The organism is Pseudonocardia nematodicida (genome assembly GCF_040105385.1).
GTDB lineage: Bacteria > Actinomycetota > Actinomycetes > Mycobacteriales > Pseudonocardiaceae > Pseudonocardia > Pseudonocardia nematodicida.
On sequence record NZ_JBEDNQ010000002.1, the window covers coordinates 497,257 to 511,590 of the forward strand.

Here is a 14,334-nt window from a genome sequence, read left to right on the forward strand (position 1 = left end):
CACGATGCTAGGCCCCCGCGGCCAGCGCCCCGCCGAACCCGAGCAGCGCCACCCCGGCCACCGCGTCGCCGGTCCGGCGCACCCGGCGCCGGGAGAACCAGGCGCGCGCCCGGTGCACCGCGACCACCATCCCGACCTGCCAGAACCCGCCCAGCACGGCCACGGTGAGCGCGAGCAGCAGCGCGTCGGCCGTCGTCGTCACCCCGGGCACCAGGAACTGCGGCAGGACCGACAGGTACATGATCAGAATCTTCGGGTTGGTCACGTTGGACAGGAACCCGAGCCCGATCGCCCGGTGCGCGCGGGGGCGCGGACCGCCGCCCACGACCTCCGGGTAGTCACCGCGGCGCGCGGCCCGCAGCGCCTGCACCCCGAGCACGCAGAGATACACCACCCCGGCCCAGCGGATCACGGTGAAGGCGGTGTGCGACTGCGCGATCAGCACGCCGAGCCCGAACGCGGCCGCGGAACCCTGCAGCGCGTTCCCGGCGAACACCCCGCTCGCGGTGAGCATCCCGGAACGGCGGCCGCCGGCCAGCGAGGACCGCAGCAGCACGAAGGTGTCCGGGCCGGGCATCAGCACCAGCCCGACGACGATCAGCAGGTACGCACCGTACGACGCCCAGGTCACGGCCGGGCACGCTACCCGTCCCCGTACCGTGATGGCCCGTGAGTTCCCGCACCCGGTCCGGCCGGGGCCGCGGCGCCCGCCGGCGGGCCGCGTCCCGCGAGGTCCCGCCGCTGCCGCCGCGCGACGGGCTGGCGCCCGCCCGGCTGCGCACTCCGTCGTCCGGGGACTGGACGACGATGCGCGCGCACCTGCTCGACCGCATCCCGCGGGCCACCCCGGAGCGGCTGGACGCGATGCTGGCCGCCGGGGAGATCGTCACCGCCGCCGGCCCGCTGACCGCGGACACCCCGTTCACCCCGTCGACGACGCTGTGGCTCCACCGCTCCGAGCCCGACGAGGCGCGGGTCCCGTTCCCGATCGAGGTGCTGCACGCCGACGACGACCTGGTGGTCGTCGACAAGCCGCACTTCCTGGCGACCATCCCGCGCGGCAGCCACATCCGGCAGACGGTGCTGGTGCGGCTGCGGCACGAGCTGGGTCTGCCCGAGCTCAGCCCCGCGCACCGGCTGGACCGCGCGACGGCCGGGGTGCTGCTGCTGGTCGCGCGACCCGAGCTGCGCGGGGCGTACCAGACCCTGTTCGCCGACGGTCTGGTCGCCAAGACCTACGAGGCGATCGCGCGGCACGACCCGGACCTGGAACTGCCCCGCACGATCCGGTCGCGCATCGTCAAGCGGCCCGGGGTGTTCGCCGCCGTCACCGAGCCCGGGGAACCGAACGCCGAGACCCGGGTCGAGCTCGACACCCACCGCGACGGCCTCGCCCGCTACCGGCTGTTCCCGCGCACCGGCCGCACCCACCAGCTGCGGGTGCACCTGCACGGGCTGGGCGTGCCGATCCTGGGCGACGACGTGTACCCCGAGCTGCGGCAGCGGCCGGACGGCGACTTCACCCGCCCGCTGCAGCTGCTCTCCCGCTCGCTGGAGTTCGACGACCCGGTCACCGGCGCGCGACGGCGCTTCACGAGCGGGCGCACGCTGCAGGCGTGGGACGACCCGGACGGCTGGGCCGGCTAACCGGCGTTGCGCCCGCCCTCGCCGTGCATGCCGTGCCCGTTGACGCCGTGCGCCGGGCTCCCGTTCACCGGGCTGCCGTTCACCGGAGCCCCGTTCGCCGGCGGCGGGTCCTCGTTGGCGCGGTGCCGGCCCTCCCGCAGGCCGCGCTGGTAGCTCGCGAGCCGGCTGCGGACCCGGTCCGGCTGCCGCTCCCGGGAGCCGCTCGGCGCGGAGCCGTTCGTGGTCTCCCGCCACGACGGCGGCACCATCGCCTGCCCGGGGAGGCGCTGTGGCAGGCCCTGCGCGGTCGTCGGGAGGTCGACGACGCGGTCGGCGCGGATCCGGGCGGCGTCGAACTCCTCGTCGCCGGGCGTGCGCCAGTTGTCGGACTGCGGTGCGGGAGCCGAGCCGTCCGAGACCGGCAGCGCCGTCGTCTCCGGGGTGGCGACGGGATCGCGGAACCATGCCGACGCGACCGCGGCGAAGATCGGTGTGTCGTGCACGTCGTCCACCGGCACCGGAACCTCCGAGTCGAACGGGCCGAAGAGCTCGACCGGCGGGGTGGTGCCGGCGGCGGGGAGCGCCTCGGTCACCGGGTGGACGTCACCGGGCCGCGGTCCGGGCGGAACCGGCTGCGGGCCGGGGCGCGGCGTCCGCGGTCCGGGACCGGCGCCGTTCGGCGAACGGGTCGGCAGCGGGCCGGGAGGCGGTCCGCCGGGTCGGGGGCCGGGCGGGATCGCACCAGAACCGTTCCCGTTCCCGTTGCTGTGGAGCGGGTCCTCGGCCGCGCCGAACGGGACGGCCGCCGCGATCCCGTGCGCCCGGCCGCGCTGCGGCAGGTCACCGCCACGCTGGGGCAGCTCGCCGTTGCGCTGGGGTAGATCGCCGCCCCGCTGCGGCAGCTCGCCGTTGCGGCGCGCGTCCGGTGCACCGTGCGCGGCCGGTGCCGAGGGCGGCCAGCTGCGGGCGGGATCCTCCGCGGGCTCCCGGGCCTCCGGCTGCTGCGCGGGCTGCGCAGCCTGCGAGAGCGGCGACGGCGGGAACTGCGGCTGCGGCGGCGGCCACGGCGCGTCCCCTGCGGGATCGAGGGTGTCGGCGGGCCGGTTCAGCCCGGCGGTCGATCCGGGCTCCTCCGACGCGGACGCCGCCGGGGCGACCTGCTCCGGCTGCCTCCCCCCGCCGATCAGCGAGGACGGCAGGTGCAGCACCGCGATCGGCGCGACCCCGGTGTTCCCGGCCGGCCCGCGCACGCCGAGGCGGGCACCAATGGCGCTCGCCAGCCGCGCCGCGACGTGCAGGCCGATCTCCTGCGGCGCGACCGGGCCGCCGGGACGGGCGCTGGTCAGCGCGCGGTCGAGCTCGTCGAGTGGGGTCTGGTGCCGGGGCGGCTGGGCGCACTGCAGCTCGACGACGACGCCGCCGTCCGGCCCCCAGCGGGTGTGCAGCTCGAGCCGCTCCCCCGGCGGGGTCGCGCCGGCGGCGTGCGCGAGCAGCTCGGCGAGGATCTGGCCGAAGACCGGTTCGGCGACGGCGTCGAGCGAGACGCTCGGCGTGGGCGGCACGACGGTCCGCGACGCGGCCTCGCTGGCGGCCACCACGGTCGACAGCGCCTGGCCGAGCGGCGTCGGCGGGGCGGCCAGCCGGGGTCCGCGCGGGGCACCGGCGAGCACCAGGATGTGGTCGCCGTCCCGGGCGCCGCGGCGGGCGGCGGCGGCCAGCTCGGCGAGGTCGGCCAGCGCGCCCGGGCGCAGCTCGCCGGTGCGCAGACGTTCGGTCAGCAGCTGCTGGCGCTCGGACCGCGCGCGCAGCCGGTGCGCGATGGCGGCGAGCACGGCGTCGCCGGATCCGGCACCGCCGTCACCGCCGTCGTCACCACCCGGCCCACCGGTCCGTGCGCCGGCGGCGCCCGGCCCGGGCGGGCTGTGCGGCGGGTCGTCTCGCGCCACGCGATCGTCCTCCGAACGGCTGGGTCGGTGCCGGGTAGCGGCGAACCGGGCAGGGTCGGACACGAAGACTACTCAACGGTTGCGCCTTCGCCCGACGTGATGCGGTGGGCGGTGGACCTCGGAGGGGCGGGCGGCGCCGGGCCGGTCACGGACCCCCGGGATGCGCGATCTGCAACGACCGGCGGGCATCGTGCCGCGGTGAACCGCCCAGGTCATTCGAAACGGGAAGGATCCCCCGCCCCGGTCCGGATGATCTCCGCTTCGTCGCCGGACAGATCGACCACCGTCGTCGGCTCGGTCCCGCAGTCCCCGGAGTCGATCACCGCGTCGACCTGGTTCTCCAGCTCCTCCTTGATCTCCCAGCCCTGCGTCATCGGCTCGTCGTGGTCGGGCAGCAGCAGGGTCGACGACAGCAGCGGCTCGCCCAGCTCGGCGAGCAGCGCCTGGGTGGTGGCGTGGTCCGGGATCCGGACGCCGACCGTCTTCTTCTTCGGGTGCAGCAGCTGGCGGGGCACCTCCTTGGTCGCCGGGAGGATGAACGTGTAGCTGCCCGGGGTGGACGCCTTCACCGCCCGGAACACCGAGTTGGAGATCTGCACGAACTGTCCGAGCTGCGCGAACTCGGCGCAGACCAGGGTGAAGTGGTGCTTGTCGTCGAGCTTGCGGATCTGCCGGATCCGCTCGAGCCCCTCCCGGTTGCCCAGCGAGCAGCCCAGCGCGAAGCACGAGTCGGTCGGGTACGCGATCAGGCCGCCGTCGCGGACGAGATCGACGACCTGCCGGATGCTGCGCGGCTGCGGGTTCTGCGGATGCACGTCGTAGTACCTCGCCATTCCGGCAGCCTGCCACTCCGGTCACCGGTTGTCCCGCTCCCGGGGGTGGGGCACGCTGACCCGTGGCCGATGTGATCGCCGTCACCTGCGCCCGCACTCGACGAGGAGAGCGATGTCCGACACAGACAAGATCAAGGTCACCATCCTCCCGACCGGCACCATGCACGCCGACCTCACCTGGCTGCTGATCGACCCGTCCCGGATGGCGACGTACCAGCAGCCGGAGAAGCAGCGCGAGTGGGTGGAGGTGCCCACCCACGTCGTCTACCTGGAGCACCCGAACGGCCAGAAGCTGATGTGGGACGCCGGCGTCCCCCGGGACTGGGAGACCCGCTGGGCCCCGTCCGGGCTCGGGCAGTTCTTCCCGGTCGACGCGGCCACCGAGGACGACTGGCTGGACTCCCGGCTGAAGCAGCTGAACCTGGAGCCGAACGACATCGACTACCTGGTCCTCTCGCACCTGCACCTGGACCACGCGGCGAACGCGAAGCTCTGGGAGAAGGCCGACACGACGATCATTGTCGACGAGAAGGAGAAGGAGGGCGCGTTCTCCTTCGACGGCCACAACAAGGGCGCGCACATCAAGTCGGACTACGACACGCTGGCGCTGGACACGATCTCGGAGGACACCGAGCTGATGCCCGGAGTGACGATCCTGCGGACCCCCGGCCACACCTGGGGGACGATGAGCCTGCAGGTCGACCTGGCCGACTCCGGAACGATGATCTTCGCGTCGGACTCGCTGTACCTGAAGGAGTCCTACGGCCCGCCGCCGATCGCCGCCGGGATCGTCTACGACACCGTCGCCTGGTTCGAGTCCGTGGAGAAGATCCGCGGCATCCAGGAGCGGACCGACGCGACGGTGGTGTTCGGGCACGACGCGAACCAGATCCGGGAGCTCCGCACCGGCCCCGGCAACTCCTACACCTGATCACGATGCCGGTCTACGACTACGCGTGTTCCTGCGGGACACGGTTCGAGCTGATGGTCCCGTCCTGGTCCTCCCCCGCGCCTGCCTGCCCGGACTGCGGTGCGACGACGGCGCGTCGCCCACCGTCGCCGGCGATGCGCGGCCGGGCCGCGCCGCCGCCGTCGATGTCGGCGGCGCCGAAGTCCTGGGAGGGGGTGAACCGCGGGGACCGGGACACGATCACGCACTGGCGGCGGACGGTGGAGGCGCGCCGCGACTTCGAGGAGCGCCACCCCGAGCACCGTGAGCAGCGCGACGCCGTCGCCGCGCACGAGGGCCGGTTCGAGCGGAAGCCGCTGACCTACCGCGAGCTGGCGGCGCGGGCGGGGACGGGCGGGGACGCGACGCAGGCCGCCGCGGAGGCGAGCCGGGAGCGGCGCACCGGAGCTCCCCAGGCCCCGTCGTAGCGGACGCTGCGCACCGCAACCGTTGCCGTGCCCGGGCGGGACCGACAGGATCGGCTCGGTGCAGATCGTCGAGTACCGCCCCGAACGGCACGAGTTCGCGTGGACCTTCGGCGGCGCCGCGCCCGCCCGGCGGGTCGTCCCCGGTACCTGCCTGCGGCTCTGGACCGAGGACGCGTTCTCCGGGCGGATCACCTCGACCGCCGACCGGCCGACCGACGTGCTCGACATGACCGAGGTCAACCCGCAGACCGGGCCCTTCTTCGTCGAGGGCGCCGAGCCCGGTGACACGCTCGCGATCCACCTCGTCGAGCTGACCCCGGCCCGGGACTGGGGCGCGTCGACGACGATCCCGTTCTTCGGCGCGTTGTCGGTGACCGACCGGACGGCGCTGCTGCACGAGCCACTGCCCGAGCGGACCTGGATCTACCAGCTCGACCGGGCCGCCGGCACCGTGCTGTTCGAGGCGACCAGCACGGACCTGCGCCTGGAGCTGCCGTGCAACCCGATGCTGGGCACCGTCGGTGTCGCCCCGCCGGGCCGCGAGGTCCGCAGCTCGCTGGTGCCCGACGTGTTCGGCGGCAACATGGACACCCCCGAGATGCGCGCCGGCGCCACCTGCTACCTGCAGGTCAACCAGCCCGGGGCGCTCTTCTCGGTCGGCGACGGGCACTACCGCCAGGGCGAGGGTGAGAGCTGCGGGACCGCCGTCGAGGGTGCGATGGACGTGGTGCTGATCGTCGAGCTGATCAAGAACGCTCCGCCGCCGGCGTGGCCGCGGATCGAGACCGACACGCACTACGTCGTCGTCGGGTCGTCCCGCCCGCTGGAGGACGCCTGGCGGGCCAGCCAGATCGGGATGATCGCCTGGCTGGGCGAGCTGTACGGGCTCGATCGCCTGGACGCCTACCAGCTGCTCACCCAGGTCGCGGAGTCGCCGCTGGCCAACGTCGTCGACACCAACTACAGCGCCGTCACCAAGATCGCGAAGGCGCTGCTGCCGGACGCGGCGGCCTACGACGGCGTGCACCGTCACCTCCGGGAGCAGGCCCGGACCCTCTGACGACAACGGGAGACCACCGTGGACATGCTGTTGCAGGACCGGGTCGTGCTGGTCACCGGCGGCTCGCGCGGGATCGGCCGCGCGGTCGTCGAGGCCCTGGTGACGGAGGGCGCGCGGGTCGCGTTCTGCGCCCGCGACGCCGACGGGGTCCGGGCCGTCGCCGGCGAGCTCGGGAACGCCGTGGCGGGCACGGCGGTCGACGTCGCGGACGGTGACGCGCTCGCGGCCTGGGTGGCGGCGACCGCGGAACGGTTCGGGGCCATCGACGCCGTCGTCGCGAACGTGAGCGCGCTGGCGATCGGGCCCGGCGACCAGAACTGGCGGTCCAGCTTCGACGTCGACCTGATGCACACCGTCCGGCTGGTCGAGGCGGCCCTGCCGCACCTGGAGCGCAGCGACGCGGCGTCGATCACCGCCGTCTCCAGCGTGTCCGGCCGGGAGATCGACTTCGCGCACGGGTCGTACGGCGTGATGAAGGCCGCCCTGGTCCACTACGTCTCCGGACTCGCGGTCGACCTGGCGGGAAAGGGGATCCGCGCGAACGCCGTCTCCCCGGGCAACGTGTACTTCCCGGGCGGGGTCTGGGCGAACACCGAGCGGGACCGCCCGGAGTTCTTCGCGGAGAAGGTGGCCCTCAACCCGACCGGCCGGATGGGGACGCCGGAGGAGACCGCCTATGCGGTCGTCACCCTGGTCAGTCCGCGCGCGAGCCGGATCAGCGGGGCGAACCTGGTCGTCGACGGGGCGCTCACCCGCGGCGTGCAACTGTAGAGAGGTTAGGCTCACCTCCTTCCGAGAGAACCGACGAAGGAGAGAGCTGAACGTGTCCGCTCCCCGGGCCGTGCTCCCCGCACTGGCCACCCTGGCCGCCCTGCTCCTCACCGCCTGCGGCGGAACGGCCGGGGGCGACGGCGGCGACGGCGGCGACGCCGCCGAGACCCGCACCGTCCCGACAGCGCGCGGGGACGTGGAGGTCCCGGCCGACCCGCAGCGGGTCGTCGTGCTGGAGCCGGTCCAGCTCGACACCGCGGTCGCGCTCGGCGCGGTGCCCGCCGGCGCGGCGGTGCTCACCGAGGCGAGCGGCGTGCCGGACTATCTCGGCGCCATGGCGCAGGACGTGTCGGTCGTCGGCACGGTCACCGAGCCGGATCTGGAGCGGATCGCCGCGCTCTCCCCGGACCTGGTGCTGGGCACCGACTCCCGGCACGCCGAGCTGTACGACCGCCTCTCCGCCATCGCCCCGACCGCGTTCATGACTACCCAGACCGACCCGTGGCGGGACAACGCCGCGTTCGTCGGGCGGGTGCTGGGCCGCGAGGACGAGACCGCGACCCTCCTGGCCGACCTCGACGCGCGGTGCGCCGAGGTCGCCGGCACGCACGACTCCGGGACCGCCCAGATGATCCGGCCGCGGGACGGCCTGCTCACCCTCTACGGGCCGACGTCGTTCGCCGGCAGCGTGATGGAGTGCGCCGGGTTCACCATCCCGGAGCGCGACTGGGAGGACTCGATCTCGGTCGACCTCTCCCCCGAGCTCGTCCTGGAGGCCCGCGCCGACGAGGTGTTCGTGACCGCGGCCGACCCGTCGTCGCCGGACGCGGTCCCGCCGGCGCTCACCGACGTCCGGGACGAGGCCTTCCCGCGGCTGCACGTCGTCGACCAGTCGTACTGGATCTCCGGCGTCGGGCCGCTGGGCGGGCAGCGGGTGCTCGACGATGTCGAGCGGGTCCTGTCCGGCTGACGGACAGGGGTCACCGCGGGCGGCCGAGGTCGGGCCGGCCGCCCGCGGGAGTCTCAGGCGAGGTCGTCGAGCTCGCCGCTCTTGATCGCACCGAGGAACGCCGCCATCTCCGGGGAGGAGAAGGCCAGCACGGTGCCGTGCGGGTCGCGCGAGTTGCGGACCGCGATCGCGCCGGCGGTCACCGCCAGCTCCACACAGTTGCCCTGGTAGCCGCTACGGACGCTCTTCCGCCAGTCCAGCGCGTCGATCTCCGCGGGACCGTGAACAGGCATCTGATCCATGCGAACGCTCACCTCATCTGCACGTGCATTTTCCCTTGCGCAGAAGGTAACAGGATCCGGACAGACCGGTCGTGCAACACCGTTCTTCGGCGCCCGGCGGTCGCTCCGGCGCGCCCGGGGGCCGTCAGAGCTCGGCGAGCAGTTTGGAGAGGTGTTGGCGGGACCGCTCCGGGTCCATCGCGTCGACCGTGAGCCGGTCCATCGACTGGCCGTACCGCTCGACGTCGGCCCGCTTGTCCAGGTAGGTCGCCCCGGTCATCTCCTCGAGGTAGACCAGGTCGGGCAGCTCCGGCTCGGCGAAACGCAGCATCGCGAAGGCGTGCTCCGCGGCGTAGCCGGAGAGCCCGAACGGCAGGATCTGCACGATCACGTTGGGCAGCGCGGACAGCTCGAGGAGGTGGTCGATCTGCTCCCGGAGCACCGCCGGGCCACCGACCGGGCGGCGCAGGACCGACTCGTCGAGGACCACCCAGAATGTCGGCGCGTCCCTGCGGTGCAGGATCCGCTGACGCCGCAGCCGGACCTCGAGCTTCTTGTTGACCTGCTCGCGGTCGGCGGGAGGCAGGTCCGCACGGCCCCCGGAGAGCACCGCCCGCGCGTAGCGCTCGGTCTGCAGCAGGCCGGGGACGAAGAGCAGCTCGTAGGACAGGATCCGGGACGCCGAGGCCTCCAGCCCGACGAAGTCCTCGAACCAGCCGGGAAGCACGTCGTTGAACCGGGCCCACCAGCCGCTCTCGTTGCTGTCCGCGGCCATGGCGAGGACCTGGTCACGCTCCGGCCCCTGACCGATGCCGTACATCGTCAGCAGGTCGGCGACGTCGCGCTCCTTGAACCCGACCTTGCCCGACTCCAGGCGGCTCATCTTCGAGTCCGAGCCGCGGATGTTGTACGCCGCGTCGGCCCGCTTGACCCCGGCCCGCTCGCGCAGGCGCTTGAGATGCGCGCCGAGGACGATCCGCCGGGCGGTCGGCCCGCGGTCGGCACCGGGCGGGGTGGGGGTGTTCGGACTCGAGACCACCGGAGCGGCTCCTGCGGGTTCGACGGGCAGACGGTGATCCAGCGTACACACACGGCCACGACCGGTCTGCGACGGCGATCACTACCGCCTGGTGGGACCCGGTGCCGCGATGTACACCGTGTGACCGACCGGCCCGCTAGGGTGGCCGCACCGGTGATCGAGAACACCGGAGCCGATCGACCACGACGCCTGTGAGGACCGCCGATGAACCGGCCGACCGAGGAAAGCGCTCCCGCCTACATCGACACGTCGAAGGCGAGCATCGCGCGGGTCTATGACTACGCCATCGGCGGCAAGGACAACTACGAGATCGACCGGGAGATCGTCGAGCTCGTCCGCAAGCTCGCACCGGAGGCCTCCCAGGCCGCGCTGGACAACCGCGCCTTCCTCATCCGGGTGGCCCGGTACCTGGCCACCCGGACCCCGATCACCCAGTTCCTCGACTGCGGCTCCGGCCTGCCGACGGCCGAGAACACCCACCAGGTCGTGCAGCGGCTGCGTCCCGAGGCCAAGGTCGTCTACGTCGACAACGACCCGACCGTGATCGCCCACGGTCAGGCGCTGCTCGAGGACAGCGAGCGGACGATCTTCTCCTCGGCCGACATCCGCAAGCCCGACGCGGTTCTCGGCGACCCCGCCACCGCCGCGTTCCTCGACCTCGACCAACCGGTCGCGCTGTTCCACGTCAGCACGCTGCACCACTTCGCCGACTCCGACGAGCCGGCCCGGGTGATGGCGGAGTACATCGACCGGCTCCCGGTGGGCAGCGCCGTGGTGATCGCGCACTTCTTCGACCCGGAGAACGAGGACACCGCGCTCGCCCGCCGGCTGGAGGAGATCCTCTCCAGGAGCCCGATGGGCAGCGGGTACTTCCGGACGCTGGCGCAGCTCGAGAGCTTCTTCGCCGGCCTGGAGATGCTCGAGCCGGGCATCGTGCCGTGCTACCGGTGGTGGCCGGACGGCCCGCAGCTCGACCCCGAACAGCCCATGCAGCGCTGCGTGGCGGGTGGCGTGGGCTTCAAGCGCTGACGGATCCGGCGATCAGTTCCGGGCGGCCGCCCGGTCGACCGTCGTGTGAACACAACCGAGGTCCTGGCCGGCGCCGTCCGGAAGGGCGCCGTTCCCGGCCTGATCGCCGCTGTCGACCGTCCGGGACGTGATCCGGAGCTGCACGTCCTGGGCGACGACGGCGCGACCGGGACGCCCTTGCGCCGGGACACGATCGTCCGGATCGCCTCGATCACCAAACCGGTCGTCGCGGTCGCCGCGCTGAGCCTGGTCGAGGAGGGACTGCTCGACCTCGACTCCCCGGTCACCCGCTGGCTGCCCGAGCTCGCCGGGCCCCGGGTGCTCCGGGACGAGGCTGCGGAGCTCACCGACACCGTCCCGGCCCGGCGCGCGATCACGGTCGCCGACCTCCTCACCTTCCGCACCGGCGTCGGGATGCTCCCCCGGCCGTCGTTCGACCTGCCGGTCCAGCGTGCCCACGCCGACGCCCTGCTGGGCAGCGACGGGCCGCCCGGCCGCTACCCGCTGCCCGCCCCCGACGAGTGGCTGCGCCGCCTCGCGGCCATCCCGCTGATCGCCCAGCCGGGCGGGCGCTGGCTCTACCAGACCTCGGCGGACCTGCTCGGCGTGCTGCTGGCCCGCGCCGCCGGCCACGACCTCCCCGCCCTGCTCGACGAGCGCGTGTTCGGCCCGCTCGGCATGCGCGACACCGGCTTCTGCGTCCCGCCGGGGTCCCGGGACCGGTTCGTCCCCCAGCTCGTGGCGGCCTCCGGCGACGGCGTCGAGGTGTTCGACCCGGTGGACGGCGCCTGGGCCACCCCGCCGGAGTTCCCGTCCGGCGCGGCCGGCCTGGTCTCCACCCTCGACGACCTGGTGGCCTTCACCCGCATGCTGCGCGACGGCGGCGGACCGGTCCTGTCCGCCGGCACGGTCGCCGAGCTGACCACCGACCACTTGACCGCCGCGCAGCGCACCGACGCCCGGATGTTCCTCGACGGCGCCGGATGGGGACTCGGTCTCTGCGTCGGTCCGGACGGCCGCTACGGCTGGGACGGCGGCCTGGGCACCGGGTGGCGGTCCGACCCGCGGACCGGGGTGACCAGCCTGCTGCTGACCCAGGTCATGTGGACCGGCCCGGAGGGCCCCGGCCTGCTGCACGCGTTCCGGGCTGCGGCCCACGGCGGGACGGGAGTACGCTAATTCAACACCAGTTGAAATGAGGTGGTCGCGATGGAGCGGACGACGTGCTGTGTGGTCGGGGGCGGACCGGCCGGGATGATGCTCGGGCTGCTGCTCGCCCGGGCCGGCGTCGAGGTGACGGTGCTGGAGAAGCACGGTGACTTCCTGCGCGACTTCCGCGGGGACACCGTGCACCCGACGACGCTGCAACTGCTCGACGACCTCGGGCTCGGCCCGCGGTTCGCCGCGCTGCCGCAGAGCCGGATCACCCAGGTCCAGATCCCTGTCGGCGACGGCCGGAACTACGGGACCGTCGGCGAGTTCTCCCGGCTGGCCCGCCTCGGCGTGCGCCACCCGTACATCGCGATGGTCCCGCAGTGGGACCTGCTCGACCTGCTCGCCGACGCCGGCCGCGCGGAACCCACGCTCACCGTCCGGATGGACACCGAGGTGACCGGCGCGCTGCACGACGGGCTTCGGGTCGTCGGGGTCCGCTACCGGACCGCCGACGGGACCGAGGGCGAGCTGCGGGCCGACCTCACCGTGGCCTGCGACGGCCGGCACTCGGTGCTGCGCGCGGCCTCCGGGCTGCCGATGACCGAGTACGAGGTCCCGATCGACACCTGGTGGTTCCGGCTGCCCCGGCACGCGCACGAGACCTCCGAGGCGCTCACCCCGCGGATCGGGAAGGGCCGGTTCGCCGTCGTCATCCCGCGCGAGGGCTACTTCCAGATCGCCTACCTGGGCCGCAAGGGCACCGACGCCGAGCTGCGCGCCCGCGGCCTGGACGCCTTCCGGGCCGACGTCGCCGAGCTGATCCCGCAGTTCGCCGACCGGATGGACGCGCTGGAGTCGATGGACGAGGTCAAGCATCTCGACGTGCGGCTGAACCGGCTCCGCCGCTGGAACATCGACGGGCTGCTGTGCATCGGCGACGCCGCGCACGCCATGTCCCCGATCGGCGGGGTCGGTATCAACCTGGCCGTGCAGGACGCCGTCGCCACCGCGACCCTGCTCGCCGCGCCGCTGGCCCGCGGCTCGGTCTCGGCCGACGACCTGGCGGGGGTGCGCCGCCGCCGGCTGCTGCCGACCCTGGTGGTGCAGGGGCTGCAGCGGCTCATGCACCGCGCCGTCGCGGCCCCCGCGCTGGCCGGGGAGGGCGGCCCTCCGACGACGATCCTGCGGCTCACCACGCGGTTCCCGGCGCTGCGGATCGTGCCGGCCTACATCGTCGGCGTCGGGGTCCGCCCGGAGCGCGCGCCCGGGTTCGCCCGGCGCGAGCCGGTGCCGGTCAGCGGGTGACGTCCGGCCCGCCGAAGGCCGCCAGGTCGTCGGGGAAGGGCAGCGCCTCCCAGTCGCCGGGCACCGTGCACAGCAGTGCCCCGGCGGTGACGGCGGCCCGCAGCCGGGCGGCCGGCCCGTCGCCGGCCAGCCGCCCGGCCAGGTGCGCGCCGACGAAGGCGTCCCCGGCACCGACCGGGTCGACCACCTCCACCGGCACGGCCGGCTCGGCCAGGACGGTGCCGCCGTGCAGCGCCAGCGCACCCTCGGCACCCTGCTTGATCACGACCTCGGACGGCCCCAGCTCGGCCAGCCCGCGGGCGAGGCGCTCCGGGTCGGTCCAGGCCACACCCAGGGTCAGGCGTGCCTCGTCGTCGCCGGCGTAGAGCAGGTCGGCCGAGGCGGCCAGCGCGCGCAGCGCGGGCGCGGCGGCCTCGTCGGACCACAGCGCGGAGCGGTGGTTGACGTCCACCGAGACCAGCGTGCCGGCCTCGTGGGCGAGCGCGACGGCGTGCCGCGCGGCGGCACCGGGCCCCTCCCCCAGCGCCGGGGAGATCCCGGTGACGTGCAGCAGCTCGGCACCTGCGACCAGCTCGGCGTCCACATCGGACGGAACGAGCCGGGCCCCGGAGGCGTGCTTCCGGTGGTACCAGACGCGGACCCGCCCGCCCGGCAGCCGCTCCTTGAGCATCAGCCCGGTGGGCGCGTCCGGGTCGCGGACGGCGTGCACCACGATCCCCTCGGCGGTCAGCTCGCGCACCACCCGGTCGCCGATCGCGTCGGCGCCGAGCCGGCCGGTCCAGGCCGTCGGCACCCCGAGCCGGGACAGCGCGACCGCCACGTTGCTCTCCGCGCCGCCGATGCCCAGGGCCATCTCGCCGACGTGCGAGAGCCGGCCGACCGAGGTCGCGGCGAGCAGGCCCATGGTCTCGCCGAGGCAGACGGCGCGCGCAGAGGTGATCACGGTGGGCCATGCTCCTACAC

At 74.1% G+C, this 14,334-nt stretch carries 15 protein-coding genes; 9 read left to right on the forward strand and 6 right to left on the reverse strand.

The genetic code is table 11. The features are described from left to right. Positions 1-7 precede the first annotated feature (7 nt). Positions 8-631, reverse strand: a complete 624-nt coding sequence (locus WIS52_RS06580; RefSeq protein WP_349297215.1) for a LysE family translocator — start codon at positions 629-631, stop codon at positions 8-10. Positions 632-741: 110 nt separating this feature from the next. On the opposite strand from WIS52_RS06580, the gene WIS52_RS06585 reads away from it, so the two are divergent. Beyond that, a complete protein-coding gene (locus tag WIS52_RS06585) occupies positions 742-1,647 on the forward strand; it encodes a pseudouridine synthase (protein WP_349297378.1) in 906 nt (301 codons plus the stop codon). On the opposite strand, the gene WIS52_RS06590 is transcribed toward WIS52_RS06585, so the two are convergent. Further along, on the reverse strand, positions 1,644-3,572 hold the full coding sequence (locus WIS52_RS06590; RefSeq protein WP_349297216.1) for a hypothetical protein: 1,929 nt from the start codon (positions 3,570-3,572) through the stop codon (positions 1,644-1,646). The two genes, WIS52_RS06585 and WIS52_RS06590, sit on opposite strands and share 4 nt — an antisense overlap. A gap of 212 nt (positions 3,573-3,784) precedes the next feature. Further along, the gene (locus WIS52_RS06595; RefSeq protein WP_349297217.1) at positions 3,785-4,405 is read right to left on the reverse strand and encodes an L-threonylcarbamoyladenylate synthase; all 621 of its coding nucleotides are present in this window, start codon (positions 4,403-4,405) and stop codon (positions 3,785-3,787) included. 112 nt (positions 4,406-4,517) lie between these two features. Between WIS52_RS06595 and WIS52_RS06600 the strand changes: the two genes are divergently transcribed. Genes WIS52_RS06600 through WIS52_RS06620 form a run of 5 tightly spaced genes read left to right on the forward strand, consistent with a single transcriptional unit; the run spans position 4,518 to position 8,583 of the window. Further along, positions 4,518-5,336, forward strand: coding sequence for an N-acyl homoserine lactonase family protein (locus WIS52_RS06600; RefSeq protein WP_349297218.1), 819 nt, complete (start codon positions 4,518-4,520; stop codon positions 5,334-5,336). Between the two features lie 5 nt (positions 5,337-5,341). Then, positions 5,342-5,782, forward strand: coding sequence for an FmdB family zinc ribbon protein (locus WIS52_RS06605; protein ID WP_349297219.1), 441 nt, complete (start codon positions 5,342-5,344; stop codon positions 5,780-5,782). Positions 5,783-5,840: 58 nt separating this feature from the next. Continuing rightward, positions 5,841-6,842 carry an acetamidase/formamidase family protein gene (locus tag WIS52_RS06610; protein ID WP_349297220.1) on the forward strand — a complete coding sequence of 334 codons (1,002 nt, stop codon included), beginning with the start codon at positions 5,841-5,843 and terminating at the stop codon, positions 6,840-6,842. Positions 6,843-6,866: 24 nt separating this feature from the next. After that, positions 6,867-7,613, forward strand: coding sequence for an SDR family NAD(P)-dependent oxidoreductase (locus tag WIS52_RS06615; RefSeq protein ID WP_349297379.1), 747 nt, complete (start codon positions 6,867-6,869; stop codon positions 7,611-7,613). Positions 7,614-7,665: 52 nt separating this feature from the next. Continuing rightward, the gene (locus WIS52_RS06620; RefSeq protein WP_349297221.1) at positions 7,666-8,583 is read left to right on the forward strand and encodes an iron-siderophore ABC transporter substrate-binding protein; all 918 of its coding nucleotides are present in this window, start codon (positions 7,666-7,668) and stop codon (positions 8,581-8,583) included. 53 nt (positions 8,584-8,636) lie between these two features. On the opposite strand, the gene WIS52_RS06625 is transcribed toward WIS52_RS06620, so the two are convergent. Together WIS52_RS06625 and WIS52_RS06630 are read right to left on the reverse strand one after the other, a co-directional pair. Beyond that, on the reverse strand, positions 8,637-8,855 hold the full coding sequence (locus WIS52_RS06625; protein ID WP_349297222.1) for a DUF397 domain-containing protein: 219 nt from the start codon (positions 8,853-8,855) through the stop codon (positions 8,637-8,639). 133 nt (positions 8,856-8,988) lie between these two features. Then, positions 8,989-9,882: a helix-turn-helix domain-containing protein gene (locus WIS52_RS06630; protein ID WP_349297223.1), complete on the reverse strand. Its 894-nt coding sequence runs from the start codon at positions 9,880-9,882 to the stop codon at positions 8,989-8,991. Positions 9,883-10,086: 204 nt separating this feature from the next. Between WIS52_RS06630 and WIS52_RS06635 the strand changes: the two genes are divergently transcribed. The 3 genes from WIS52_RS06635 to WIS52_RS06645 are packed head-to-tail and all read left to right on the forward strand — an operon-like array spanning position 10,087 to position 13,371. Beyond that, on the forward strand, positions 10,087-10,911 hold the full coding sequence (locus tag WIS52_RS06635) for an SAM-dependent methyltransferase (protein WP_349297224.1): 825 nt from the start codon (positions 10,087-10,089) through the stop codon (positions 10,909-10,911). A gap of 45 nt (positions 10,912-10,956) precedes the next feature. Beyond that, complete coding sequence (locus WIS52_RS06640; RefSeq protein WP_349297225.1) at positions 10,957-12,090, forward strand: serine hydrolase domain-containing protein; 1,134 nt, start codon at positions 10,957-10,959, stop codon at positions 12,088-12,090. Positions 12,091-12,120: 30 nt separating this feature from the next. Then, positions 12,121-13,371, forward strand: a complete 1,251-nt coding sequence (locus tag WIS52_RS06645; RefSeq protein WP_349297226.1) for an FAD-dependent oxidoreductase — start codon at positions 12,121-12,123, stop codon at positions 13,369-13,371. On the opposite strand, the gene WIS52_RS06650 is transcribed toward WIS52_RS06645, so the two are convergent. Then, the gene (locus tag WIS52_RS06650; protein ID WP_349297227.1) at positions 13,361-14,314 is read right to left on the reverse strand and encodes a sugar kinase; all 954 of its coding nucleotides are present in this window, start codon (positions 14,312-14,314) and stop codon (positions 13,361-13,363) included. The two genes, WIS52_RS06645 and WIS52_RS06650, sit on opposite strands and share 11 nt — an antisense overlap. Between the last annotated feature and the right edge of the window lie 20 nt (positions 14,315-14,334).

Coding starts and splice junctions, on each gene's coding strand:
- WIS52_RS06600 (WP_349297218.1), top strand. CDS start 4,518: ATGTCCGACACAGACAAGATCAAGGTCACCATCCTCCCGACCGGCACC.
- WIS52_RS06605 (WP_349297219.1), top strand. CDS start 5,342: ATGCCGGTCTACGACTACGCGTGTTCCTGCGGGACACGGTTCGAGCTG.
- WIS52_RS06615 (WP_349297379.1), top strand. CDS start 6,867: ATGCTGTTGCAGGACCGGGTCGTGCTGGTCACCGGCGGCTCGCGCGGG.
- WIS52_RS06645 (WP_349297226.1), top strand. CDS start 12,121: ATGGAGCGGACGACGTGCTGTGTGGTCGGGGGCGGACCGGCCGGGATG.
- WIS52_RS06595 (WP_349297217.1), bottom strand. CDS start 4,405: ATGGCGAGGTACTACGACGTGCATCCGCAGAACCCGCAGCCGCGCAGC.
- WIS52_RS06625 (WP_349297222.1), bottom strand. CDS start 8,855: ATGCCTGTTCACGGTCCCGCGGAGATCGACGCGCTGGACTGGCGGAAG.
- WIS52_RS06635 (WP_349297224.1), top strand. CDS start 10,087: ATGAACCGGCCGACCGAGGAAAGCGCTCCCGCCTACATCGACACGTCG.